The organism is Cryobacterium sp. Hb1, from assembly GCF_004403585.1.
Lineage (GTDB): Bacteria > Actinomycetota > Actinomycetes > Actinomycetales > Microbacteriaceae > Cryobacterium > Cryobacterium lyxosi.
Map to the genome: position 1 here is coordinate 39858 of NZ_SOHI01000008.1, position 22468 is coordinate 62325.

Genomic DNA, 22468 nt, shown 5'->3' on the forward strand with positions numbered 1-22468 from the left:
GCACCCGCGTAGTGCCGCGCCACTTCAGCAAGGCTCGACCCTTTGGTTCCGGCGCGGCTACCGAGCGCTGGCAATCTGCGGAAGCAGCAGTAGCACGTGCAGGGCACCGAGTGTGCTGAGAACTATTCCGAGCGTCATCCATCGCAGGCGGGTGTATCGCGCGCGGGCCACTTCTGCCTCGAGCTCGCTAAAACGCTGCAGAATCTCAGCCGGCTTCAGTGCTGTGAGCGCCTGCCAGAGCGCGGGGTTCTCGACGAATCGGGTAATTTCCAACCGGTCGAGGGGAGCTAGTACGGAGGGGAGCCCCTGCAACCAGGCACACAGGTCGGAGGCCTCGATGATTTTTACCCGCGACGGCTGCGTCTGCACGGTCACACGTTTGGTATCGACGAGTACGACGACACCCCGTACCGATACTGTGCTCGGCATCCGCTTGGAAAGCAGGGTGGTGAGGCTGACCGCCTCGAATTCGGCCTCCCTTATATACGGAATCTTTCGGGCGCCGACGAGCACGCTGCGTCCGGCGACCAGTACAGATTTGCGCGCCTGACGGTCAGAATGGAGGGCGAATACGCCGCCGGGTCCGATCACGAGGTGGTCGACGTCGGCGCCGCTGTCGCCCACCGGCAGGGAATGGAAGACGATCCATCCCCGAGGCAGCTCGGCCAGCGCGAGCCCCACGGCGATTTCCGCCCGGGCGGCGTCGAGGCAACGCACGCTGTCGGCGCCGAGCGGCGACCGACCGACCAGTCGCTCCAGCTTCCGGCGGGGGGCAACCAGCCGTTGCTCCAGCAGGAGCACTTCTATGATCGACTGCGCGGGGCACCGCAGTCGCATTATGGGCGCATCGATTGTCACGGTTCTCCTGTTCGGTGTTTGAATATAACCGCCCGGCAGCCAGTTGGAGCAGCCCCCGATCGGGCGGTGCGCGCATCAGGTGCCTGAACTACCGCGTTCCGAGAGCTTCGTACACCCAGTACGGGGGGAGGCATCGGCCCCGATAGCGTGCCACCCCAAGGGGTGTGCCACGATGACAGGGCCCGGTTGTTCGACAGCAACCCCATGGCACGACCAGCAAGGCATGTTGCCGCCAGTCGTAAAAATGTCCAGGGGAAGTCCATGATCGACAATGATCTGTCGCGCGCTGTCACAAACACGCAGGCCGCAGCGGCGGCCGCCGTGGTCGCGTTCAATGCGAGCACGTCACCGGAGCTACCGGGGGGCCAGCAAACCTCGTTCACGACGAACGCCCGGGCGACCGCTGCTGCTTCGGCGACGTCCTACGCCACCCAGCAAGGAGTCAGCGAGCAGCGGCACATCAACTATCGGTTTTGGGTGCAGTCGCTCGATGGTCAGAAATACTGTGATTGGGCCCCCCGAGCCGCCCTGCTGAGCCAGGCGATCGCCGCCCGCGATGAAGCCATCGTCGCCGCCTGGCGGTTCGATACCAGCCAGGTCATCTCGTCGGCACAGCGCGAAGCCTTCACCACGAGTCAGCTGGGCACGACCGCGTCTCGATCACAGCGCTCGCGATCCATTCGTCGAGGTGGTATCGCACTTATGCTGCTGTCCCCGGTGGTTTGGGTCTTCGCCTACTTCTTTGTCCTGGTCACCGGCGGTCAAGTCAGCATGCAGGCGATCCTTCCCATCGCCTGGCTACTGCTCGGCACCGGAGTGGTCTTCGCCGGAGTGCGCATGGCTCGCCCACTGCCCCTGGACGACGCAAGCGCAACAGCGGCATCCGTTACGCGGGTAGCCCTGCTCGGTTTTGATCCGCTCAGCCAGCCGGCCCGACTTCCGCGGACGTGGACCGAGGATCCCAAGGTGGGTGAGCGCCTCGACCGATTCATGCGCGATGCCTACACGAATTTTCCGACGCCGAGCGAGCTTCCGGCCCTGCGCATCCCGGACGTACGATCGGGGCGCACCGAGGCGTCTATTCAGGTGCGGGCCGTGCTCGAACAGTTCGCCGCAACGGATGCGTTGAACCGCCTCTGACCGGCCGGCCGCGCTGGCAGGTCGACGGCGCCTGCATGATCTTCCCGGGAATTGGCTGAGGTTTGCACCGGCATATAAGGGGGCGTACATTCCTTCGCTTATGCTGAACCAAGCAACTTGGGCACGGCCGTTCGGTCTCTGGCTTCTGGGGGCACCGACGTAAGGCACTTGCACCATGAATAAGAAGAATATTCTCATCGCTGCCGCCGCAGGCGTAGTTCTACTACTCGCCGGCGCCGGCACTGCCCTGGCCGTGAGCGCCAACGACAATGATGGCCCACTCACCGGCGAGACCCTAGACCGCGCGAGCAATGCAGCCATGGCCGGGGTCGGCCCCGGCACCGTGACCAAGGCCGAACGCAATGATGACGGCGGAAGCGCCTATGACCTTGAGTTGCGCCTCGACGACGGCAGGACCGTCGACGTTGAGCTCAACGATGCATTCGATGTGGTGTGGGTTGGCGATTTCGACACTGACGACTCCAACAATTCAAGCACCAGCAGCAGCTCATCCACACCCGATGCCACCCCTAGCGCCGAAGCCGACACGAGTGCCATCGACCAGGCGGCGAGCGAGCGAGCGAGCGCTGAGGCCGCAGCTCTCGCTGCGATCGGCAGCGGCCGGGTGACCGACTTCGACCGGGACGACGACTGGAACCACCTCTACGAGGTTGAGGTCACCGTCGACGACGGCACCGACCGCGACGTCGACCTCGACGCCAACTTCGTCGTCGTCAGCATCGACGACGTGCAGCAGTAAGACCCGTTTTCGCGTGTGGCGCTGAGCGAATTCGCTCAGCGCCACACGGTTCAACGTCGTTAGCGCTCGACCAGGATGCCGTCTTCGTCGCAGTAGACGGTGCGTCCGGGCGTGAAGACGACGCCAGCGATCTCGACGACGGCATCCGCTATACCGGCCCCGGTCTTGGAACTCTTACGCGGGTTGCTACCGAGGGCTTTCACCCCAAGGTCGAGGGCTCCGATAGCGATGCGGTCACGCACGGCACCGTTGATGATCGCGCCGGACCAGCCGTTCGCTACGGCGAGGTCGGCGATCATGTCACCCATGAGCGCCGTGTTGAGTGAGCCGCCGCCATCGATGACGAGCACCGCCCCGTTACCGGGCGTGGACAGGATCGACTTGAGCAACGCGTTGTCCTCGAAACAGGTGACGGTGCGGATGGGGCCGCTGAACCGGGCTCGTCCGCCGATCGTCTGAAACTGCAGGGGTACGGATTGCAGCTCGTCGCCGCGCTCATCATACAAATCGGCGGTCAAAACGGTCATTGTTCCTCCAAGGTTTCGGTGCTTCCAGAGTAGGGCCCGGCCTCGTGCCTGCCGTCACCCTGCACGCCTGCGCTCGTCAGCAACCCGAAGGCAGTGTCGAGATCGAGGGGCGGAAAGCATCCGTTACGCGCATGCTGCCCTGGCTGAAAACCGCACCGTGCTGCGCCGCCGTGACCGCCCTCAAGGTGAGTGATGCCGCTGCCACCGTCGAGGGCGAGTTTGAGATCATCTCCTGCGGATGGTCGCTCCCCGGCGCTGGCGTAGCGTTAGTGCATGATCGCGCGCACGAGCCCTGCCGGGGTACGGGAATGAGAGCGCGGACCGCGTTCGGTGTGGCGCGCCTGGGATTGACCGCGACGGGACTCGTTGCCCTCATCGGATACTTTCAGTACACGCTCGGCGTGTCCACGTTCGCGATCGCGAATTTCTTCAGCTATTTCACGGTGCAGAGCGCCATCGTATCGATTTTCGTCTTTATGTCGGCCGCCGTTGTCGCGCTGCGACGGCCGACCGACCCGGCTTGGCTCGACATGCTTCGGGCCATGGTCACGACCTATATTCTGGTTTCGGGCGTGGTCTACGGCATCATTGTCTGGCAGTCCTCCAGTGCGAACTACTCCATCGAGGTGCCGTGGTCGAGCCAGTTTCTGCACTTCGTGATTCCGGTATTCGCCCTCATCGACTGGATCGTCGACCCGTATAAGGCCCGCCTGCCGTGGAAATATCTCGGTTGGGCTATCGTTTTTCCCGTGTTCTGGCTGGTCTTCACGCTCATTCGTGGGCCAGTCGTGGGCTGGTACCCCTACTTTTTTCTCGACGCCCGGCAGGTGAGCGGCCCCGGCGAGACCGTGTTGTACTGCTTGATCATCGTGATGATCATCACTGGAATTGCGGCGCTGCTCACCGGGATCACCCGGCTGAAGCGGATGCCGCGGCATCTTCTTCCGCCGTGGCGCGACTCCGCCTGAGCCTTCCGCTTCGGCTGCTTGGAGTGTGGCTGCTTGAAGTTCGGCTACTTGAAGTTCGGCTACTTCGCGTCAGGCACCGCGAGGAACGGCTCGAGGCCGGTGAGCGCTGCCGCGAGGAAGGCGTCATCATCGAGCCCGGATAGCCTCGTCGCGTTTTCGGCGGCGACCAGGCCCATCAGAACGGGTTCGCCGGTGAGCGGCATCATGTTGATCCAAACCGGAAAGTCGGCGTCTTCGCCCACGATGGTCCAGAGCCTGGCCGACGTGTCCCAGAACGGCACGTCGAAGCGCAGCCAGATCTTATCGACCACGCCCATACCGAGGGCGGCGATCGCACCTCGGTGAGAAAACGGCAGCGCCGGCGAGAATTCGATCGCCGCATCCTTCAGCACGCCAAGCGGCACGGTCACGATGACTCGATCGGCGGACAACGACTCGCCGGTGCCGAGGCGCAGGCTCACGCCGTTGTTGTCGTGGGCCACACGGTTGACCACCTTGGAGAGCAACAGTTCGAGGCCTTCCGCATCGCTGGTGAGCAGGGTCGAGTATCCGCCGATCACGATTTGATCGTCGTCGCGACTCGCAATGTCGGTTGCGTACCAGGCCGATTGCTGGCTTGGGGTGGCCCCGGATTCGACCTTGAGTTTCGTAGCGATCTCGTACTCGAGCCAGTCGGCATCGGAGAGGCCTTCGGCGTCCGGGGTCTTCGACAGGCTTGCTTCGCCCGAATCAATCAGGGCGCGTTCGACCGAGACATCCTGCTGCTGACTGGCCGCCCAGCTGAGGGCGCCGGCGACGGCTTGAGTACCCAGCGGCGACACGTCCACGACAGCCCCGGCCCGGGTGCGCACCTCTGGCGTGCGCGCGAACGGTAAGAGCCTCACCCCGAGGGCGGTCAGTTCGTCGTCCAGAAAATCCACCGACGTGCGATGCACGAACGAGGGACCCCGTTCGATCGGAAACGGCCAGTCGCCACTGACGGTGTCGATACGCCCGCCGATGCGGTCCCGCGCCTCGATGACGACCACGCTGAAGCCGTCGTCGACGAGTTGGCGAGCCGCCGTGATGCCGGCAATTCCGGCACCAATGATGGTGATGCGTTCTCCCGGGGCCGCGACGTCCTGTACCTGGCTGGCCGCCAGCAGGCCAGAGGCACGCGCGCCCTGCACGGTTCCGGGCTCCTCAGCCGCGGTAGCTTCACCGGCGAAGAACAAGCGGGCGTCGACGGACTGACCGAGGTCCACACGGTGCTCGGGAGTGGCTCCGACGGCGGCGTAACTGAAGGATCCGCGGGAGAAGGGGTCGGTCGACCAGTTAGTGCGGGAGACCGTGAGCGGCTGGGGCACGATCGACGGTGTCAGCGTGGATGGTGTGACGGACGGTGACGGCACCGGCTGCGGCGTCACGCACGCTGCGAGCGCCAAGACCGAAAATCCCGACGCCGTGCCGAGCAGAAAAGTGCGCCGATTCACGATCGGTCTGTTTCAGAACGGCTGATCTCGGGCGCGCGCCCGTGGTTGTTCAGTACGGCGCCAGTCATGAGTCCAAACTACCGCAGACCGTGCGGGTTGACATTTTATCCTGAAGGTAGTTAGTTAGTTACATGACCGACTAACCAGTGAACCGGGTAGTGGTCGTGCGGGCGGCATCCACTCAATGAAAGCAGGCAGTCCTTGATCGAAGCGGGCAAGCCGATCTTCATGCAGATCGCGGAACAGATCGAGAACGACATTATCGATGGAGTCATCGAAGAGGAAACACCCGTGCCATCGACCAACGAATTCGCGGCCTTTCATCGCATCAACCCGGCCACCGCTGGTAAGGGCGTCAACCGTCTGGTGGAAGACGGCATTCTCTACAAGAGGCGAGGAATAGGAATGTTTGTAGCAACCGGAGCCAGGCAGCGACTCATTGGCGCTCGCACCGAGCAGTTTCGGGCCAACTTCGTCGGACCGTTGTTGAGCGAGGCCGCCAAGCTCGGCATCACCCCCGAGCAGGTGTCCGGCATGATCCGCACCGAATCCAGTACCGAACGAAAGGGTAGCAATTCATGACTGACACCGCCGTGCGCGTCACCGGCCTCACCAAGAAGTTCGGCGCTTTCACCGCCATCGACGATATGAGTTTCACGGTCGAACGCAACAAGATCTACGGTTTGCTCGGCCGCAACGGTGCCGGCAAGACCACCCTGATGCAGCTGCTCTCCGGACAACAGTTCGCCACGAGCGGCTCTCTCGAAGTATTCGGTGCCTCCCCGGTCGAAAACGCGCGGGTATTGCAGTCGCTGTGTTTCATCAAGGAGAGCCAGAAGTATCCAGACAGCTTTCGGCCGGAACACGTACTAGCGAGCGCGCCGTGGTTCTTCGCCAACTGGGACGCGGCCTTGGCGGACCGCCTGGTCGACGACTTTCGCTTGCCGCTGATGCGCCCGATCAAGAAACTCTCCCGCGGGCAACTCTCGGCGATCGGAGTGATCGTGGGGCTCGCCTCCCGCGCCCCGCTCACCTTCTTTGATGAGCCCTACCTCGGGCTCGATGCGGTCGCCCGGCAGATCTTCTACGATCGCCTGCTCGAGGACTACGTCGAGCATCCGCGCACCATTATTCTGTCCACGCACCTCATTGATGAGGTCAGCAACCTGCTCGAGCATGTTCTCGTGATCGACGAGGGCCGCATTCTCATGGACCAGGACGCCGAGCTGCTGCGCGGCTCCGCGAGTACCGTCGTGGGCAAGAAAACAGATGTCGATGCTTTCGTCGCTGGCCGCGACATCATTTCTCGAGATGGTATCGGCGGGCTGGCTTCGGTGACCGTCGCGGGCCTCAATGAGGCCGAACGAGCCGCCGCCCGCGCCGCCGGGCTCGAGCTCTCCCCCGTGTCGCTGCAGCAGCTGATCGTGCAGCGCACAACGAGTATTACCCAAGAACCCGAGATCAAGACCGACGCCTGGAGTGCACGCGCATGACTGCCATCGATTTCGTGACCGACACAGCGACATCCGTGCACCCGCGAAGCGCCCCGGAGCGCATCTGGAACGTGGTGCGGCTGCACCTTGTAGACCGCCGCACCTATATCGGCATCCCCTGGCTGATCGTCGGTATGGCTTTCGTGGTCACTATTTTCGTCGCCCAGATCGTCGGTTTCACTACCGGCGGCCTGGGCACCCCCGACGCGATCGAGGGTCAGCGCTACAGCTGGGCCGTTCTCTCGCCGCAGTGGTATCTCGTCATCGTCGGAGTGCAGGCCATCTCGTTCGGGTTTCCGCTCGCGCTCGGCTTCGGTGTGACCCGCCGGGACTTCTATCTCGGGACCGCGTTGCTGTTCGTGCTGATCTCGGCCGCGAACGCACTGGCTTTCGCCGTGCTGACGCAGATTGAACAGCTCACCGACGGCTGGTGGATTGACACCTATATGTTCAACGCGCTCTGGCTCGGGCTCGACGGGTTCTGGGTCGATCTGTTCTCCTTCTTCGTCATGCAACTGCTCGTGTTCTTCATCGGCGCGTCGATCGCGACCGTCTACATGCGCTGGCGCATGCCCGGCATGCTCGTGTTCTGGAGCTCGCTGGCCCTGGCCGTGGTCGGTACCGTCACGATCATCACATTCACGAGCAGCTGGCCTGACGTCGGCCTCTGGTACGGCGCGCAGGGCATCGCGGGTATCTTCGCCTGGCTGCTGCTCCCGGCCGCTATCGCGGGTATCGGCGGTTTCCTGGCCCTGCGCCGGGCCACCCCGAAAAACTAGGGGTCAGGCCGGGCGACTGGCTCAGCCACGGAGTTTTCCCCGTCGACGACGATCACCTGCCCGGTGACGTGGGCGGCTCCGGGTGAGGCGAGAAATACAATGACGGATGCGACTTGTCCCGGTGTAATGCTGCGACCAGCCGGTACAAGCGCACCCTCCAGAGCTTCGCTCGTGAGTTCGGAGCCGGTCGCGATCCAGCCGGGGGCGAGGGCGTTGGAGGTGATGCCGGCACCGGCTTCGTCGACGGCGAGGGCTCGGGTCAGCCCCACCAAGTCAGCCTTCGCCGCGGCGTAGGCGACATCGCCGCAACTCGCCCTGATCGTTCCGCTCACGCTCGACACCGTCACAAGGCGGCCCAGCCGGCCGCGCGCAAGAAACTGGTCACGGCGCGCGTGGCGTGAAAGGCCGTGGACAGGTTGAGGGCAAGGCCCCGATCCCACTCGAGCGGGGCTGGTCAGAATGTCGCCGTAGCCCATCTCAGCGTCGCCGACGGTGACAGTTTAGCGCCTGCGCGCCCAGCCCCGTGCCCCCGCGCCCGGCGCATAACTCCTGCAATTTGGGGCCGGTGCCAGGCGGATGCCCGGAATTCCGGCCGCATTTTTTGGAGCGTGTGCAGATTGCAGGAGTTATGGGCGGGGGCGGGCCGGGCGGGGCGGGGCCGGGTCGGGGCGGGCCGGGCGGGGCGGGGCCGCTGCGCTAGGCGGGCTCGGGCAACAACAGGAAGCCGTCGACGAGCAGCTCGCGCACCTTCGGCAGGAGTTCGGCGGTGAGCGCTGCCTCGTCCGCGTCGAGCAGCTGGGCGAGAGCGCCAATGATGGCGCCTACGGCGAGGTCTCCGTCGCAGGCGCCGACCAAACCGGCCAGGGCCGTGTCGAGGGGAATCGAACGGCCGAATCCGCTGCCCTGATGCAGGGTCATGAGCGTCGGATCCTGCTGACCGGGCCAGTAGTGGCGTTCCTCGGTGACGTCGGAGGCCACGGTGAGCTGCGTGCGCAACAGGCGCGCATCCTCTGTTTGGGCCTGCCAGTCGTGGGCGGCGAGGCACTCGGCGAGGTGCGCGCCGAGGCCGGCCGGGTTGTGGCCGAGGGCATCGGGCATCCGTTCGAGGCGACGCAGGGTGGGGGCGGCAAGACCCGCATGAGGCAGCCGCAGCAGCAGGTAGCCGAACCCGACCCGGCGCACGCCGCGCGCGTCGAAGTCTTGTAACCAGGCGTCGTACAGCCGGTCGAAGTCGGGGCCGGGCCGGGTGCCGCCGTCGCGAATCCAGGTTTCGGCGTATTGGCCAAGCGATTGCACTTCGCGTTCGATGATCCATGCGTCGAGTGCCGGCGAGGATGCCGCTGGTGCGGCCGCCGGGAATGTCGCGGGCGCGCCGGCCCCCGGGAGCGTCGCGGGCGCGAGCCAGCGCTCGAGCCGCTCGAAGGCATCCATTTCGCCGTGGTATTCCCAATTACCGAGCAGCTGCACGACGCCGCCGGGCGTGAGATGGTCGGCGGCACCGCGCACGACGGCCTCGACCAACGCGTCACCGACCATTCCGCCGTCGCGATATTCGTAGTTCGGCACGCCCTCAGCCCGCGGTGTGATCACGAACGGCGGATTCGAGATGATGTGACCGAACTTCTCCCCCACCACCGGCTCAAACAGGCTGCCGAACCGAAACTCGATATTGTCGATCTCGTTGAGCGTCGCGTTCAGCGCCGCGAGCTCGAGAGCCCGCAACGAGATATCGGTCGCAACGACATGCTCGGCGTTCCGGGAGGCGTGCATGGCCTGGATTCCACAGCCGGTGCCGATGTCGAGCGCGCGCTCCACCGGGGTTGGCATCATGAGTCCGCTCAGGGTGAGGGACGCCCCGCCGATGCCGAGAACATGGGTTTCGCCGAGCGCATGCCCAAGCGCCAGCTCCCCGAGATCGCTCACGATCCACCAGCTGTCGGCGCCGTGGGCGTCGATGAAGCTATACGGGCGCAGGTCGACGAGCGGGCGCACGCGCGCGTCATCGTCGGTGGCCACAAGACTCAGCTCCCGAGCGCCGGCAGCCCCGAGCGACGGCAGCGCGGCGTCGAGGTCAGCGACCGAAACCGGGTCACCGAGCAGGAATAGCCGGGCCAGGGTCGCGGCGGGCTCGTTTCGGCCGAGTTTGACAGCAAGGGCGGCGAGCGCCCGCCGGGCCGGAACCCGCTGGTTGCGGCGCAGCGCGGCATCCGCTTCGATCCCCCACAGGCCGGTCAGGCCGGGAACCGAGAAGTGGGCGGCAGCGAGGTCGGTGCGCAGGCGAGGTATGAGAGTTGCAGAAGTCACCCACCTATTCAACTCGATGCGCGGCCGGCGCCCGCACCAGTCACAGCCAGCGCATGGTGAACGCGCGGGCAACGACCTCGTTGGCCGGCGGCAACGTGAGTAAGCGCACGACGGCGTTGCGGGCGCGCAGCCGCACACCGTGGGCGGGGCGGCCCATATTCATGTTGAACCCGGCCTGCAGGGCAGCGCGACGCCCTGCACTGCGACGGGTGCGGTCATATTTTTCCAAAACGGATGCTGCCGCCGCCGGATCGAGCAACGCCCGCTGCAGCGCCGGCGCGAGTGCAACGGCGTCGAGCCAGCCGAGATTCATGCCCTGCCCGCCGATCGGACTGATCTCGTGCGCCGCGTCCCCAACCAGCACGATACGACCCACAGCCCGGGGACCGGAGATCGACCCACCCGGAACGCGCAGCGATTTCGAATGCATGCGCCGGGCCAGCCTCTGCTGGACGGCAAACGCGCTGGCGGCTCCGAGGGGTTCGACCACACGCACCCCCGTTCGATGACGAATGAGCGCGGCCAGGTCGGCGCTGTCGGCATCCGTTGCGAGAAAATCGGTCATCGCCACCCAACGTCGACGACCATCGGGCAGCGGAAACGACTCGACCACGCCACCGCGCTCGAAATAGAGCACCGCACCGGCGTCGCCCGGATGCGTGCTCGTCGGGTCAGTGTCGACGAAGTCGCCCATGAGATAGGTTTCGCTGCGCCCGAGCTGCCGCCACGGGATGCCCGCCGCCTCGCGCACCCGGCTGCGCGCTCCGTCGGCCCCGATCACATAGCGAGCCTCGATCGGGCCGGAATCGGTGGACACCGAGACGGCGTCGCCGCAGTCGCGCACCCCGGTCATCGTCACGCCGCTTCGATATCGTCCGGGCCGGAGCTCGTCGAACCGCGCGCGCAACAGGGCCTCCGTCTCGTACTGCGGCAGGGCGACCACGAACGGATATCCCGGCGCTGCCCGCTCAAACGACAGCTTCCCAAGCCTATGGCCGTCGGAGCGCACCTCCCCCGCGCGGATGCGCACGGCTCGCTCAAGAAGGGCGTCAGCGACGCCGATTGCGGCTAGTGCCCGCAGCGACGGCGGGTGAATGCCGATCGCCCGCGAGCGCAGCGACGGCTGCGCACGCTGCTCGAGCACCTCAACGTCGAGCCCGCCGACGGCGAGGACGCAGGCGAGCATCGTGCCCACCGGTCCCCCACCGACGATAAGCACGTCACGCATCCGATGTGCTCTCCGCCTCTGACGCCGAATCAGGCCCTGATCGTTTGCCCGCAGGCCCTGGCGCCTCTGGCGCAAGTGGCGCATCTGGCGCGACATGCAGCGCGGACTCAGCCTCGGTCGTTGCCGGCTGCGTCGGAGCTTCCCAGCGCAGCTCCAACCGAGAGGGGAGGCCGCGCGACACGGTCCACTCGGCGGGCACAACCGCCCGCAATTCTTCGGCGGTATAGCTGCGTTGAATCGAGGTGAGCCCGTCGGGGCGTATGTAGGAGTGCCGAAAGAACGGCGACGTCGCCGCCGCGAACCCGAGGTAGGCGAAATTCGACCGCTCGAGGTCGGCGTGCAGCACCCGGCGACGGGCGAGCGCCTCCGAATCCAAGAGCAACCCTTTCAGCTCGTCGACGCTCAAGTGGTGCAGCACGTGATTCGAGACCACGAAGTCGAAGTGCTCGCCGTCCGCTACGAGGTCAGAGCTCAGTGCCCGCTGAAATGACAGCCCGACGATTTTCGGCTGACTGGTCGCGAACACGTGCGCGCGGGCATCCGGATCGATGCCGGTCACCTTGAGCCGCAGGCCGTCGCGCACGGCCCAACGAGCCAGCGCCCGCGACACGTCGCCGCCCCCGGAGCCAACGTCGAGCAGCGTCATCTCGGTCGTCGTCGACAGAGCGGGGCGGATGCTGCGGCGATAGATCTTCCACCAGCCAGACACGACTGCATTGACCACGCGAAAATCCTGATAGGTGCGGGTGAGCATGGCCGGGTCGCACAGCGGAGAATCCATGAGTTCCACGGCCCTGTGCGCCCGCACGCGGAGCGAGGGAAGGGCCATTCAGCCCTCGATCACAGTCATCAGGCCGGACTCCACGGTGAGGCCGGGACCGAACGCCATGGCGCAGACTCGTTCGCCATCGGCGGTGGCCGCGCCGTCGAGAATGGACTTCATCACGAACAGAATGGTCGCGCTGCTCATATTGCCGTTGGTGCGCAGAGTCTCTCGCGATGGACTCAGCTGGTCGGTGCGCAGTTCGAGCTTTGCTTCGGTCTTGTCGAGAATGCTTCGGCCGCCGGGGTGGATTGCCCAGTGCTCGATCACCGAGCTGAGCGAGGCCGGGGGCGCGAGGGTGAGAACATGGGCGGCCTCGCTACCTCCGACAGCTGATTCGCTCGTTTCCTCGCGGAGCGGAGCGGCGAGCTGCGCGGTAATTGACGCATCGCGGGCGAACAGCGGGGCGAGGGCTCCCTCGATGTGCTCGTCGATGATATGCGGCACATACGTGCTCAAAATCATCTCGAAGCCCTCATCGCCGATCTTCCACGCCATGTCGCCTTCGCCGACCGGGGTGATCACCGTTTCGAACAGGTCGAGGCCGAGGGCTTTCTCGCCGGGCAGCGGGGCTCTGGCGCTAACGATGCCGGCGGCGGCACCGTCAGAAAATAGCGAGGAGGCAACGATGGTGTCCGGGTCGTTCGAGGTGCGCAGGTGCAATGAGCAGAGTTCCGCGCTCACCACGAGCACGACCGCGTTCGGGTCGGCCTCGACGAACTGCTTCGCGGTGCGAAGGGCCGGCATTGCTGCGTAGCAGCCCATGAACCCCAGGTGGTAACGCTGGGTGCTGGCCTTCAGCCCGAGCTCCCGCACCAGCATGTAGTCGGGGCCGGGCGCGTAAAATCCGGTGCAGGAGACGGTGACGACATGGGTCACATCGTCGGGCCGAATGTCGGGGCAGGCGGCGAGCGCCCGGCGGCCAGCCTCAACGAAGAGTTTGGTGGCCTCGGTGATGTAGAGCTCGTTGCGCACTTTGGTGCTCGGCACCAGCAGAAGCTGCTGGCGCGCATCGAAGAAACGTGGTTCGGCCGCATCGTTGTCGATGGTGAGTTCGGCGATGACGGTGTGTCGGGTCTCGATGCCCGACACGTTGAAACTCGTGCTGACCAGCCGTTGAGCTAGTCGGCTCAGCCCCGGCTGGGCGGCGAAGATATCGCGCACCTGCTCTTGAATCAGAATCGTCGGGGGAACTACAGTCTGGAGCGCTCTCAGCGTGACGGCCATGAGCCAGTGTCGCACGTGGCTCTGATTGAGTACACCCCTCGGCAATGAATCTAGTGCAGGCGGGCAAACAGCCGGGTTCCGCTGAGCGCGAGCAGCAGACCGGCCGTCACGATGGCCGCCACTCCGCCCAGGTAAGCAATGACGGTTCCAAGCGTGCCGACGCGCTCGAACAGGCTGCTGTCCAGCACGAGGGTCGCGATCAACGCCACGGCAGAGAACGCCCCACAGCCAATCGATACCCACCGAACAACGCGAACCGTCGAGCGGCGCAGCCCGGTGAATGCCCGGCGCCGGGCTGTCGGGGCCGGGGCCGGGGTCGCAGTACCGGCTCGCGCCACGATGCCCGGGCGCGGCCAGGCCAGAACCGCCCCGGCGAGGCACCCCCATAGGGCGACCCAGAGCAGGGCTGCGATGACATCACTCGGTCGATGCCACTGGTTGGCGAGCGTTGCCACACCGGCCAGCACGGCGAAGGCTGTGCCCCAGCCGGCGACCATCGGGCGCAGGCGCGGGCTCGCGACCAGGAATACCACGAGAGCGGATGCCGCCGCCACCGTCGTATGCCCCGACGGGAATGAATTTCCGGCATACCCCTCGACCGCAAGGTCGGGGCGGGCCAGGATCCCGTATTTCAGCAGTTGGGCCGACGCCGTGGCCGCCGCCGCCGCGACCAGGGCAACGATCAGGGTGCGCCAGTTGCGGCGCACCCGCGCGATGATCGCAGTCAGGACCACCCCGAATACCACGGCGATATCCGGCACGGAGTCGAGCACCCGGCCGGTGAACGGCGTGATGCCGAGGCGACCGAATTCGGCGCCGTCATACGCGAGCTGGTCGGCCTCCTGGCCGGCGTGGCTGCGCACGAAGAACAGGTAGAGGCCAAAGAAGGCGAACGCGGTCAACGACGCCCCGACGAGGTACATCACCGATCCCTGCCGGAGGGAGCTTCGAGGTAACCAATTGCGCACGGTCAAGCATGCCACGTGTTTCGGGGAGGTATGGTGTCGCCTGCGATCAGGTCGGGGCCGCAACACTAGCCCCGGCTGCACGTCCCGCAAGGTCGAGACCCCCTGCCTGCATGGCGGTGATCGCGGCCGGCTTCGTGAGGATGCGCGTCGCGTCGACGACACCGTTGAAATCGTTGCCGTTGCCGCCGGGCGAAACCGCCTCGTAGCGCGGTGCAGCCGGGCCGCCAGCGCAGCACCTTCACTGATTAAACAAACTTTTTGCCCATTTACCCCAGCGATGTTCGATTGATGTGTGGCGTACACCCGTTGTTCAAGAACTTCTGATCGAATAGTAGAAACAATCGTGACGACGCGCCAGATTGAGCACGCCCGCGACAAACGAATGGACGCTCTGTGAGCATTCGAACGGCTGAATTCCCCCGGCCGGACCACTTTCTGTTACACCTGAGCGACACCCACCTGCTGGCGGGCGGCTCGAAGCTTTATGGCAGCGTCAATGCTGAAATCCATCTGGCCGACCTTTTCGCCGAGGTCGAGGCCTCTGGTGCCCGCCCCGAGGCCATCGTCTTCACCGGTGATCTAGCCGACAAGGGCGAACCAGGCGCTTACGAACTGCTACGTGCAATCGTCGAGCCAGCCGCTGAACGTCTTGGCGCCCGTGTTATCTGGGTGATGGGCAACCACGACAATCGCTCGGCGTTTCGCGCTGAACTGCTCGACCAACTGCCCAGTGAATCGCCCATCGACCGGTCCTATGACCTCAATGGTTTGCGAATTATCACCCTTGATACGTCTGTTCCGGGCCACCACCACGGCGCCGTGACCAACCAGCAGCTGCTCTGGCTCGCCGAGGAACTGCGCGTGCCCGCGCCCGACGGCACCATTCTCGCCATGCACCACCCGCCGATTCCGAGCGTGCTCGACCTGGCCACCGCCGTCGAGTTGCGCGATCAGGAGCGCCTGGCCGAGGTGCTGCGCGGTTCCGACGTGCGCAGCATCATCGCCGGTCACCTGCATTACTCGTCGATGGCGATGTTCGCGGGCATCCCCGTGTCGGTTTCATCAGCGACCTGCTACACCCAGGACCTCAACGTTCCTGTCGGCGGCACCCTCGGCAGGGACGGCGCTCGCGCATTCAACCTGGTGCACGTCTTCCCGGGCACCGTGCTGCACTCCGTGGTGCCACTCGGCCAGCATCCAACGCTGGAATACGTCGATGCCGCCGAAAGCGCGCGTCGCCTGCACGCTTCCGGCGTCGAGACTACGCCGTCGGCAACTCTGCCCGCACTGCGCGAGCCCCCAATGACCAGGCCGATCCCGGTTCTGCGCTAGTCGCCGGGCTGGCCCGTTCCCACGGTGCCACGATCGGAAAGTACAGTTCCAGAAATTCGGTCACAGCGGCGCGGCGCACCTCGGTAGAGATTTCCGGGCGACTGCCGTCGTTCAGGCAGAACATGTCCTGATCGCGATGCTTGCGCAGGTGATTCATCTGTCGCAGGGCGATGCGCAGCGTCGTTTCGATATAAAGGGAGCGCACCTGCGTCTGCGCGACCGCGCGACCCGTCATCAAGGCGTAGTAGTGATAGAGCGAGTTGGTGACCGAGATGTCTGTCGCCGAGCGGAACCGGCTGGCGGCTGTGCGGCTGAAGTCCTCGGGAAACTCCTGTTCCAGCTCAAGCAACACGCTCCTGCGCATGGGTGCCGGCGTGTGTTCGAGGTGCCGAGTGGTGACTTTGCCAAAGCGCCCGCGCAACAGCGCCCGATTCACCCGAGCGGCGTTCTCGAACCCACTGCGGGTCGGGTCGTTCTCGCCTAGACCGATACGAGTGGCTGCTTCGACGAATTTGGTCACTCCGCCCGGCGAGAAGAACAGCTCTGGACCGACCGGGCGACCGAAGAACATGTCGTCATTCGAGTACAGAAAGTGTTCGGCCAGGCCCGGAATGTGGTGCAGCTGGCTTTCCACGGCGTGCGAATTATGAATGGGCAGCACGCTCGTGTCAACGAAGAAGTCTTCACTGCGCATGATCGTGACACGCGGATGCTCGGCCAGCCAATCCGGCGCGGGCGAATCGGTCGCGATGAAGATACGTCGAATCCACGGGGCGAACATGTACACGCTCCGCAGCGCATACTTGAGCTCGTCGATCTGGCGAAAACGGGCGTCGGAATCGTCACCCTCGCCGATGACGTAGGCCTTCATACGCTTGGCACGTTCCCGCTGAAATTCGTCGCTCGACCCGTCGACCCAGCTGAACACAAGGTCGATGTCGAAAGAAACGTCGCTCGCGAGGTCGTCGAACATGTTCTGCAGGGTCAGCCAGGAGCGCCCATACAAGTCGATCGTCGTTTCACGGGCTTCAGAGCGCGGCAGCCGGGTGCGCATGAGGGCGTTTTCCACGGGGGCGATTATTTCGTCTTCGCCGAAGCGCCACAGTTCCAGCTGGAACGCGGTCTGGGCGCCGTAACGCAGGCGGCCGATCGGTTCGATGCGCGGCCGGTAGACGCGAAACACGGAGGATTTGCGCAGCGTCATGAGAGCGCCGTCGGCGAGCAGAAATTGCTGGCTGACGTTGCCGTCGAGCGGCTTGGCATAAAAGGGCTCGTTGGCGAACGCCCGGCTCAATACCTTGGTGATTTCCTTGCGTCGTTTGCGGTCGACGGCGATGACCGGCCGGTTGTGGTCGCCGCGCACAAGCAGAAAGTCGATGCCAGCAGCGGTGAGGGCGTCGTACACGGCCACGAGGTCCTTCACCATGGACTCGTGCGGCGTGTAGTGGCCGTTGATGAGGGCTATCTCGCCCTTGCGCACGACGAGATCGTCACGGTCGAAGCGACGGGTGCGGGCATCCGGTGTTATCAACACCAACTCGGGTTCACTGCTGAGGGACAGGGTCGGAATCAGCCCGGTGTTGGTGGGGGGTTCAGGGTCGCTCGAGTCGAATCCGACGGAGTCGGGGCGAAAGGCGTCGGTGTCAAAGATGTCACCGTCGAAAGTATCGGCATAGCCCTGGTTGGAAGTCTCGGGTTGTGCCTCGGGGATATCGCGTGTCGCCATGGTCCTCCTTGAGAAAGTGGTGCACTCGATCGTGGACCAGCCAGGGCTGACACCGAGGAGTGCATCGAAATTGCCGGCATGAATGATTCAGGGTGTTTCGCAGCGACGATCTTCTCGAGAAGCGACGAGGTTCTCGATGAGCGACTGGCGTTTTGTGAAACGCGGTGGCATTTGTACTCAGTGTACGTCTTGACGTTGGTAATTCGTTGCCGCGACCGGCCGCGCATGAACGGATGCTGTGGCACCCGTTCGGCCGGTTTAGCGGGGTCAGAGCGCGGCGATACCGAAGAGGCCCTTGATCAGGGCCATCAACAAGATCGTCACCCGTTCGTGGGCGAGGGTGAGGCTGGCCGGGCGACGGCCGAACGCGTCGCGCGTGACCTTGCGGGCTGCGGTGAATCCGGCCCAGATGTTGATTTCGGAAACCATGATTTTTTTTCGGCGGTTTCCCGGATATGGGACGGGTTCCCCCCCGTCAGTGCGTGGGCGCCGAACCGGGGTGTTGTCGTTCGGCCATAATGCGAGCGATCAGGTCGGTCGTCGCGGCCGGTACTGGTAGCTCGCCCGGGTCGGTCACCGGCAGCTGGCAGACGAAATCGCGGCAGAGATACGCGGTGGGCAGGCCGCTCGGTGCGGTGCGCTGGTCGAACAAGGCAAAGCCGGCGGCGGCGAAGGCCTGGGCCTGCGCCTCTGAAACGGATGCGACGACGTGCGCCGGGTGCCGCCGCGCGAGGTCGTCGAGAGTGACGGGGTGCGGTGTGACGGGGTGCGGTGTGACGGGGTGCGGTGTGACGGGGTGCGGTGTGACGGTCTGCTGGTTTTCGTCGCTTCGGTCGGGCGAGACGATAACGAGTTGCTCAATCGGGGTGCTCAGTTCGTCGAACAGGTGCAGTGCGCCGCCGAAGGCGAGCGGTTGCTTTGGCGCGAGTGAGGCGACCAGACTGAGGCCAGCCTGCGCGGCCCGGCGATAGCGATCATCGCCGGTGAGGCGGTACAGCAGCAGGGCGGCGTCGGCGCTAGCGGACAGCCCGGACGGGTAGGCACCTTCGGAGGGATCGACGGCGCTGACCAGCCCTTGCGCCCTGAGCACCGGATCCGCGCCGTGTGGCGGGCGGAAAATGGCGGATTGGTGCGTGCCACTGGCTCCGGCCCGAGCCGCTGATTGCGACGATTCGGCGGCGGAAGGGGCGTTTGAGATCGTGCTGTCGAGCAGGAGGCGAGCCCGGCTGGCGTAGGTCACGTCGCCGCTGACGAGTGCGAGTTCGAGGAGCCCGCGTGAGTACATGCCGTAGTCCTCCAGCGTGGCTTTGGCCGCTGATGTGCGGCCGGAGATAGCCCGACCGGCAGCAGTGGCGTCGGCAGCAGTACCGTCGCGGGCGGTGCGGTGCGCTTGGACCCGGGCTGCGTCTACACCGGCAACAGAGGCGCGCACGAGGGTACCGTCGGCGCGCTCGTGTTGCTCGTGCAGGTAATCAGCGGCACGACGGGCGGCGCTGATGAGGTCGGGGCGGTCGAAGACGAAACCGGCCCGGGCCAGGGCCTGGATGGCGAGGCCGTTCCAGCCAGTCAGCACCTTCTCATCCAGTGCGGGAGGAATTTGCCGCTGGCGCTCACTCGCCTCGAGCGCGTAGTAGCCACCCTCGACCCGCACGCCATCAACCGTGCTCTCAGAGTCTTGCGCGCTGGCGAACCCGCCGCTCGGGAGCTGCATCACATCAGTGAGAAAACCTGCGACGCCCTCGGCCACGTGGCGAGCCCACGCCCCGCCGGTGAGCATCCAGGCGCGGGTGTAGAGGCCGAGCAGTTGAGCGTTGTCGTAGAGCATACGTTCGTAGTGCGGATCGCTCCAATCCCGGTTGACCGCGTAGCGAAAGAAGCCACCCTCGATCGGGTCCCTCAGCGGGGATGCACCCATGATCTTGAGCGTGCGCAGCGCAAGGTCGGTGCCGTCGCTTAGGGCCGCGCGGCTCGGCGCGGCGTCGGGCTCGGACTCGGGGGCGTCCTCGGTACCGTGCGCGGACACCCTGCCGTGCCCGAGCAGAAAGGAGAGCGTCGGCGACGCCGGAAACTTCGGCGCGCCGCCGAAGCCGCCGAAAAGGGTGTCTTCGAAGCCGACGAGCTCCGCAACGGCGTGGTCGAGTTCTTCCGCGCTGGGTCGGGCGTCATCCGCGGAACTGTCCCCTCCCACCGACTCCGACCCCGCGGCAAGCTGCCGAGCCGACTCGGCGAGCACTTCCGCTACGCGAGCTGCGCCCGCCGTCACCTCCTCGCGGCGGGTGAGCCAGGCATCCGTCACCGCGGACAGTACGTCGCGAAATGATGGATGTCCCGGCTGACCGACCGGGGGAAAATACGTTCCGGCATGGAAGGCCTGCCCGTCGGGCGTGACGAACACGTTGAGTGGCCAGCCAAGGCCCTGCACGAAGGCGCTCGCGGCCGCGAGGTAGCTCGCGTCGACATCGGGGTGTTCCTCGCGGTCCACCTTGATGCTCACGAAGTGCTCGTTGAGATAGTCGGCGATGTCTGGATCGCTGAAGCTTTCCCTGGCCATCACGTGGCACCAGTGGCAGGTCGAGTATCCAATCGATACGAGAACGGGCAGGTCATGTTTTTTTGCCTCGACAAAGGCTTCGATGCCCCAGCTGTGCCAGTGCACCGGGTTTTCTGAGTGGGAACGCAGGTACGGACTGACGGCATCAACTAGGTGGTTGGGCATTCTTCCATTGTGCTCCGACCGCGCGGATTAGGGTACCCGCGCTCGGTCGCTACCTCAGCAAACGTGACAATAAATTAGCACGCTGTAGCGAAAAATGTTCTGGTGATGAATCAGAAATCCAATCATGTGCTCGCAAAATAAACCGTCGGACGATTTCATCTAGAAAAAATCGACATTAAATGTTTATTTGACAATCAAAACTTTGTTCGGGCAGGCTATCCCCGGATGCGCCGTGGTTCTTGTGTGGATTGGAGTATGAGGGACGACATGGCGCGAGCGTGGCAACGACCCAGGAGACCCTGCAATTGATGCGGGAGGGCATTACCGCCCAACGCGACGTTACAGAACAGTTGCGACTGATTGAGAGCCGGCTCAAGGCGATGGAGAAGACGCTCAACGACGTAGCGTGAGCGCTTGGGCGCGGCGATGCACCCGCACCCAGACGATGAACCCGATGACAGTGAACGCCCCGTAGAACAGGTACAGCACGGCGGAGGCGTAGTAGCCGGCGCTGATCAATAGCGGCACCCCGACGATATCGACGGCCACCCAGATGAGCCAGAATTCGGTCCAGCCCTTGGCCATGCCGTAGGTCGCCAGCAGGGAGCCGGTGAAGATCCAGGCATCCGCCCAGACCGGCTCGAAGGAGCCGAGCGCACGAAAGATCGGGGTGAGCACCAGCGTGCCAGCGACGAGGCCGAGGCCCAGCAGGACACGCGTGCGATTGCTGGCCCAGTGCGGCACAACGGCCATCTGCACCGTGGAGTCGCGGCTGCGTCGCCACTGCACCCAGCCAAAGATCGACACAACGATGAACATGATCTGGCGGCCAGCCTGCCCGAGCAGGTTCACCGGGTTGGGCGTGCCGAAAACAGCGCCGAGAAACACGGTGAACAGCAGCGCATTGCCGATAATGCCCACCGGCCAGGCCCAGATCTTGCGGCGCATGCCGCCGACCGCGCTCGCGATTCCAAAAGCGTTGCCGACGACCTCGCGCCAGAGAATGGTCTGGGTGCCGATCTGCAACTGGGCGTCGAACAGCCATTCAATCGGATTCATGGGATCTTTCTGCCTATCGGCGCACACGCGCGCACCCGCGCCTCATAAAAAACGCAACGCATCCCAATGTACGCCGCTGGCCGGTCGAATCCGGCCGGGCACACGGCCGTGGCCCCACCGACCATGAGTCGGCGGGGCCACGGCCTCACATGCATGCTGCGTGCTAGTTCACCTCGTTGGGGTGCGCTGAGACCCGGCCGGCGCGCTCCAGAGCGGAGATCATGGCGACCTCGGTGTGGGTGAGTTCGAAGTCGAAGACGTTGAAGTTCTCGGTCATGCGCTCCACCCGGTTCGACTTGGGGAACAGAATGTTGCCGACCTGCAGGTGCCAACGAATGACGACCTGTGCGGGCGACTTGCCGTGCGCGTCGGCAGCATCCGCTATCACTTGTTCCTCGAACAGAGGGTACTTGCCCTGGCCGAGTGGGCCCCAGGCTTCGATGTTGATGCCGTTCTCGCGGGCGAAAGCAGTGACCTCTGGTTGCTGGTGCGCCGGGTGCAGCTCGATCTGGTTGATGGCCGGCACGATGCTCGTCTCATGCAGCAGGCGGTCAAGGTGTGGCACCAGAAAGTTCGAGACACCGATGGAGCGGGCCCGGCCGGACTCCTGAATCTTCTCGAGAGCTCTCCAGCTCTCGACGAATTTGTCGTTGGCCGGGGCCGGCCAGTGGATCAGGTAGAGGTCGACGTAATCGAGGCCGAGCTTCTCGAGACTCTCCTCGAACGCATCGAAGGCCGACTGGGTGCCCTGACGGTCGTTCCAGAGCTTGGTGGTGATGAACAGTTCGGAGCGGTCGATGCCGGAGGAAGCAAGGGCCTTGCCCACGCCCTCCTCGTTGCCGTAGATGGCGGCGGTGTCGATGTGACGGTAGCCGACCGAGAGTGCGTCGGCCACGATGCGGGTGGTTTCGTCGGGTTCGACCTTGAACACGCCGAAACCGAGCTGCGGAATCGTGTGGCCGTCGTTGAGGGTGATGGTGGGAACAGATTTCGTCATCCCATCAGCCTATTGGCTGGTGTTCTGCATCAACCCCCGCGAACACCTAATGTTCACTCGCCGCGAAAGCAGCGATGCAGTCGACGTAATA

22 protein-coding genes are annotated in these 22468 nt (G+C 64.8%); 8 read left to right on the forward strand and 14 right to left on the reverse strand.

Annotation, left to right across the window (positions count from 1 at the left end):
• Positions 1 to 57 precede the first annotated feature (57 nt).
• Complete coding sequence (locus tag E3T38_RS02135) at positions 58 to 858, reverse strand: nuclease-related domain-containing protein (RefSeq protein WP_134545818.1); 801 nt, start codon at positions 856 to 858, stop codon at positions 58 to 60.
• A 261-nt stretch (positions 859 to 1119) separates the two neighbouring features.
• Here E3T38_RS02135 and E3T38_RS02140 point away from each other — a divergent pair, with 261 nt between their 5' ends.
• Positions 1120 to 1998 (forward strand): hypothetical protein, encoded by an 879-nt coding sequence (locus E3T38_RS02140; protein ID WP_134545820.1) that lies wholly within the window; start codon positions 1120 to 1122, stop codon positions 1996 to 1998.
• Positions 1999 to 2173: 175 nt separating this feature from the next.
• The gene (locus E3T38_RS02145; RefSeq protein WP_134545822.1) at positions 2174 to 2758 is read left to right on the forward strand and encodes a PepSY domain-containing protein; all 585 of its coding nucleotides are present in this window, start codon (positions 2174 to 2176) and stop codon (positions 2756 to 2758) included.
• Between the two features lie 59 nt (positions 2759 to 2817).
• On the opposite strand, the gene rraA is transcribed toward E3T38_RS02145, so the two are convergent.
• Positions 2818 to 3285, reverse strand: coding sequence for a ribonuclease E activity regulator RraA (gene rraA, locus E3T38_RS02150; protein ID WP_134545824.1), 468 nt, complete (start codon positions 3283 to 3285; stop codon positions 2818 to 2820).
• Positions 3286 to 3329: 44 nt separating this feature from the next.
• Between rraA and E3T38_RS02155 the strand changes: the two genes are divergently transcribed.
• Positions 3330 to 4253: a Pr6Pr family membrane protein gene (locus E3T38_RS02155; protein WP_134545826.1), complete on the forward strand. Its 924-nt coding sequence runs from the start codon at positions 3330 to 3332 to the stop codon at positions 4251 to 4253.
• 59 nt (positions 4254 to 4312) lie between these two features.
• Here the strand turns inward: E3T38_RS02155 and E3T38_RS02160 are convergent, their stop codons facing one another.
• On the reverse strand, positions 4313 to 5725 hold the full coding sequence (locus E3T38_RS02160) for an NAD(P)/FAD-dependent oxidoreductase (RefSeq protein WP_134545828.1): 1413 nt from the start codon (positions 5723 to 5725) through the stop codon (positions 4313 to 4315).
• A gap of 201 nt (positions 5726 to 5926) precedes the next feature.
• Here E3T38_RS02160 and E3T38_RS02165 point away from each other — a divergent pair, with 201 nt between their 5' ends.
• From E3T38_RS02165 to E3T38_RS02175, 3 genes are read left to right on the forward strand one after another with little or no spacing between them, the layout of a single operon-like run.
• Positions 5927 to 6307 carry a GntR family transcriptional regulator gene (locus E3T38_RS02165; RefSeq protein WP_198417283.1) on the forward strand — a complete coding sequence of 127 codons (381 nt, stop codon included), beginning with the start codon at positions 5927 to 5929 and terminating at the stop codon, positions 6305 to 6307.
• Complete coding sequence (locus E3T38_RS02170) at positions 6304 to 7218, forward strand: ABC transporter ATP-binding protein (RefSeq protein WP_134545830.1); 915 nt, start codon at positions 6304 to 6306, stop codon at positions 7216 to 7218. The genes E3T38_RS02165 and E3T38_RS02170 overlap by 4 nt, the downstream gene beginning before the upstream one ends.
• On the forward strand, positions 7215 to 7997 hold the full coding sequence (locus E3T38_RS02175; RefSeq protein WP_134545832.1) for a hypothetical protein: 783 nt from the start codon (positions 7215 to 7217) through the stop codon (positions 7995 to 7997). Before E3T38_RS02170 ends, E3T38_RS02175 begins: the two co-directional genes overlap by 4 nt.
• Here E3T38_RS02175 and E3T38_RS02180 read toward each other — a convergent pair.
• The 6 genes from E3T38_RS02180 to E3T38_RS02205 all read right to left on the reverse strand — a co-directional run bounded on the left by E3T38_RS02180 (position 7994) and on the right by E3T38_RS02205 (position 14502).
• Entirely contained in the window at positions 7994 to 8473 is a 480-nt protein-coding gene (locus tag E3T38_RS02180) for an SDR family oxidoreductase (RefSeq protein ID WP_134545834.1), read from the reverse strand. The genes E3T38_RS02175 and E3T38_RS02180 overlap by 4 nt on opposite strands.
• Positions 8474 to 8693: 220 nt before the next feature.
• Positions 8694 to 10301: a methyltransferase gene (locus E3T38_RS02185; protein WP_134545836.1), complete on the reverse strand. Its 1608-nt coding sequence runs from the start codon at positions 10299 to 10301 to the stop codon at positions 8694 to 8696.
• Between the two features lie 40 nt (positions 10302 to 10341).
• Positions 10342 to 11529: an NAD(P)/FAD-dependent oxidoreductase gene (locus E3T38_RS02190; RefSeq protein WP_134545838.1), complete on the reverse strand. Its 1188-nt coding sequence runs from the start codon at positions 11527 to 11529 to the stop codon at positions 10342 to 10344.
• The gene (locus E3T38_RS02195; protein WP_134545840.1) at positions 11522 to 12358 is read right to left on the reverse strand and encodes a class I SAM-dependent methyltransferase; all 837 of its coding nucleotides are present in this window, start codon (positions 12356 to 12358) and stop codon (positions 11522 to 11524) included. Before E3T38_RS02195 ends, E3T38_RS02190 begins: the two co-directional genes overlap by 8 nt.
• A complete protein-coding gene (locus tag E3T38_RS02200) occupies positions 12359 to 13579 on the reverse strand; it encodes a type III polyketide synthase (RefSeq protein WP_134545842.1) in 1221 nt (406 codons plus the stop codon).
• 50 nt (positions 13580 to 13629) lie between these two features.
• On the reverse strand, positions 13630 to 14502 hold the full coding sequence (locus E3T38_RS02205; protein ID WP_241984277.1) for a phosphatase PAP2 family protein: 873 nt from the start codon (positions 14500 to 14502) through the stop codon (positions 13630 to 13632).
• 438 nt (positions 14503 to 14940) lie between these two features.
• On the opposite strand from E3T38_RS02205, the gene E3T38_RS02210 reads away from it, so the two are divergent.
• Positions 14941 to 15879 (forward strand): phosphodiesterase, encoded by a 939-nt coding sequence (locus tag E3T38_RS02210; RefSeq protein WP_134545846.1) that lies wholly within the window; start codon positions 14941 to 14943, stop codon positions 15877 to 15879.
• Here E3T38_RS02210 and E3T38_RS02215 read toward each other — a convergent pair.
• From E3T38_RS02215 to E3T38_RS02220, 3 genes are all read right to left on the reverse strand, one after another.
• Positions 15809 to 17605: a stealth family protein gene (locus tag E3T38_RS02215; RefSeq protein WP_134545848.1), complete on the reverse strand. Its 1797-nt coding sequence runs from the start codon at positions 17603 to 17605 to the stop codon at positions 15809 to 15811. The two genes, E3T38_RS02210 and E3T38_RS02215, sit on opposite strands and share 71 nt — an antisense overlap.
• 267 nt (positions 17606 to 17872) lie before the next feature.
• Complete coding sequence (locus E3T38_RS16565) at positions 17873 to 18034, reverse strand: hypothetical protein (protein ID WP_166805388.1); 162 nt, start codon at positions 18032 to 18034, stop codon at positions 17873 to 17875.
• 46 nt (positions 18035 to 18080) lie between these two features.
• Complete coding sequence (locus E3T38_RS02220) at positions 18081 to 20321, reverse strand: thioredoxin domain-containing protein (RefSeq protein WP_134545849.1); 2241 nt, start codon at positions 20319 to 20321, stop codon at positions 18081 to 18083.
• A 278-nt stretch (positions 20322 to 20599) separates the two neighbouring features.
• Here E3T38_RS02220 and E3T38_RS17265 point away from each other — a divergent pair, with 278 nt between their 5' ends.
• Entirely contained in the window at positions 20600 to 20731 is a 132-nt protein-coding gene (locus E3T38_RS17265; protein ID WP_255452718.1) for a hypothetical protein, read from the forward strand.
• Here E3T38_RS17265 and pnuC read toward each other — a convergent pair.
• Together pnuC and E3T38_RS02230 are read right to left on the reverse strand one after the other, a co-directional pair.
• Positions 20715 to 21380: a nicotinamide riboside transporter PnuC gene (gene pnuC / locus E3T38_RS02225; protein WP_134545851.1), complete on the reverse strand. Its 666-nt coding sequence runs from the start codon at positions 21378 to 21380 to the stop codon at positions 20715 to 20717. The two genes, E3T38_RS17265 and pnuC, sit on opposite strands and share 17 nt — an antisense overlap.
• A gap of 163 nt (positions 21381 to 21543) precedes the next feature.
• Positions 21544 to 22377: an aldo/keto reductase gene (locus tag E3T38_RS02230; protein ID WP_134545853.1), complete on the reverse strand. Its 834-nt coding sequence runs from the start codon at positions 22375 to 22377 to the stop codon at positions 21544 to 21546.
• Positions 22378 to 22468 lie beyond the last annotated feature (91 nt).

Excerpts from the sequence above, each read along its gene's own strand:
- rraA (WP_134545824.1), bottom strand. The coding sequence starts at position 3,285 with ATGACCGTTTTGACCGCCGATTTGTATGATGAGCGCGGCGACGAGCTG.
- E3T38_RS02170 (WP_134545830.1), top strand. The coding sequence starts at position 6,304 with ATGACTGACACCGCCGTGCGCGTCACCGGCCTCACCAAGAAGTTCGGC.
- E3T38_RS16565 (WP_166805388.1), bottom strand. The coding sequence starts at position 18,034 with ATGGTTTCCGAAATCAACATCTGGGCCGGATTCACCGCAGCCCGCAAG.
- E3T38_RS02230 (WP_134545853.1), bottom strand. The coding sequence starts at position 22,377 with ATGACGAAATCTGTTCCCACCATCACCCTCAACGACGGCCACACGATT.
- E3T38_RS02195 (WP_134545840.1), bottom strand. The coding sequence starts at position 12,358 with ATGGCCCTTCCCTCGCTCCGCGTGCGGGCGCACAGGGCCGTGGAACTC.
- E3T38_RS02220 (WP_134545849.1), bottom strand. The coding sequence starts at position 20,321 with ATGCCCAACCACCTAGTTGATGCCGTCAGTCCGTACCTGCGTTCCCAC.
- E3T38_RS02215 (WP_134545848.1), bottom strand. The coding sequence starts at position 17,605 with ATGGCGACACGCGATATCCCCGAGGCACAACCCGAGACTTCCAACCAG.
- pnuC (WP_134545851.1), bottom strand. The coding sequence starts at position 21,380 with ATGAATCCGATTGAATGGCTGTTCGACGCCCAGTTGCAGATCGGCACC.
- E3T38_RS02145 (WP_134545822.1), top strand. The coding sequence starts at position 2,174 with ATGAATAAGAAGAATATTCTCATCGCTGCCGCCGCAGGCGTAGTTCTA.
- E3T38_RS02180 (WP_134545834.1), bottom strand. The coding sequence starts at position 8,473 with ATGGGCTACGGCGACATTCTGACCAGCCCCGCTCGAGTGGGATCGGGG.
- E3T38_RS02200 (WP_134545842.1), bottom strand. The coding sequence starts at position 13,579 with ATGGCCGTCACGCTGAGAGCGCTCCAGACTGTAGTTCCCCCGACGATT.
- E3T38_RS02205 (WP_241984277.1), bottom strand. The coding sequence starts at position 14,502 with ATGTACCTCGTCGGGGCGTCGTTGACCGCGTTCGCCTTCTTTGGCCTC.
- E3T38_RS02140 (WP_134545820.1), top strand. The coding sequence starts at position 1,120 with ATGATCGACAATGATCTGTCGCGCGCTGTCACAAACACGCAGGCCGCA.
- E3T38_RS02175 (WP_134545832.1), top strand. The coding sequence starts at position 7,215 with ATGACTGCCATCGATTTCGTGACCGACACAGCGACATCCGTGCACCCG.
- E3T38_RS02190 (WP_134545838.1), bottom strand. The coding sequence starts at position 11,529 with ATGCGTGACGTGCTTATCGTCGGTGGGGGACCGGTGGGCACGATGCTC.